We start from the raw sequence: 1,260 nt of genomic DNA on the forward strand, positions 1-1,260 counted from the left end.
GTGTCTTTGATGTCTCTGTTGAGGAGTTTGGTGTTGGATTTGGACTTGGAATTGCTTTGGTCAATGTCGGCTATTTGGATATTGCCACTGCTAGGGCTGGACTTCATTTGTACGGACTTGGAGTCTTGGACAGATGAGATATTTAAAACTCCGTTGGTAGCGACATCAACAAAAGTTTGTGGAGATTTTTCAGTGTTAACTTCTTGGTTGGTGGCATACACATTACCCACGCTACCTAATACAAAAGTGTTTAAGTGGCTTAGTATTAAAAGTAGAGTGAAAGGTTTTTTAAGGGTGGGCATTGGTGTTATTTTAGATTGGTTTTTTTAAAGATTAACACAATCTGATTTGCAGAGTCTTATTTTAGTTGGATTTTGATAAAGTGGTTTGTTAAAAAATTACACACTGACCCTAATTATTTTGGTGTCCAATCAAATGGGAGGGCATAGTGCCCTGTTTTATTTTTGTTTATCCTGAAATAATTTCATATTTATCAATTATCTCAGGCTTTAATATTTCACCATTGTCATCCCAATAATGAAATTCTAGACAATCAATCATTCTATTTCTTATTATTAATAAAAAATCAGCCGTGTAGTTATCATTTACTTTTGCCTCAACTTTAATTCCTAGAAAGTCATCTTTTAAATCTATGTAATTCTCTACAAAATTTATATAACCTCCAGCTTCTTCATTAGATTCTTCACTTACAACTTCTAAATTAGAAACAACACGGTTAATATTTTGTTTTGTTAATTTTGTTTCTAATTCTAATATTTTTGTTACAACATCAATTTCAAAATTATTAAGATTTCTTTTTATATTCTTTATTGTATACATTTTATTTCCTAATAAATGCAGTTGAAAGTTCATTTTTTCCATTAGGTTTAATAAAAATCCTAATAGTAACTTTATGCCCATCAATAATTCTAATTATATCTTTCTTCCCGGGGTTTCCTTTATATTTTTCTACTATTTTTTTTATTTTTAAATAAACTTTCTCTTTGTTCTTAAATACATTCATACCATGTTTTTCTGGGTCAAAAATATGATTCATTTTGTTTTTATCTTTTGCTGTCCTTACAACAGCTTTAGCACTGTTTTTGACACCACTCTTAATTGCACGGTCAGCAACCTTACCAATAACGCCAGCACCTAAACCACCAGCAAGATCTAAAATAATATCGCCACTTTTTGCATATTGTTTCCAACTGTCTCCAGTGCCACCGATTTCACCATCATCATGTAAACCGTTTAGAG

Annotated in this window: 3 protein-coding genes; all 3 read right to left on the reverse strand. The window is 31.3% G+C overall.

Translation table 11 applies throughout. The features are described 5' to 3' along the window. A partial coding sequence (locus BBROOKSOX_RS11175; protein WP_139661910.1) for a hypothetical protein occupies positions 1–302 on the reverse strand: 302 nt, incomplete at its 3' end. A gap of 166 nt (positions 303–468) precedes the next feature. Continuing rightward, on the reverse strand, positions 469–873 hold the full coding sequence (locus BBROOKSOX_RS11180; protein WP_218973752.1) for a hypothetical protein: 405 nt from the start codon (positions 871–873) through the stop codon (positions 469–471). Further along, positions 842–1,260: hypothetical protein (locus BBROOKSOX_RS11185; RefSeq protein ID WP_180324031.1), on the reverse strand; the 419-nt coding region annotated here is incomplete at its 5' end. The genes BBROOKSOX_RS11180 and BBROOKSOX_RS11185, both read right to left, overlap by 32 nt.

The sequence above is a fragment of the bacterium endosymbiont of Bathymodiolus sp. 5 South genome, from assembly GCF_900128535.1.
Taxonomy (GTDB): Bacteria; Pseudomonadota; Gammaproteobacteria; order PS1; family Pseudothioglobaceae; genus Thiodubiliella.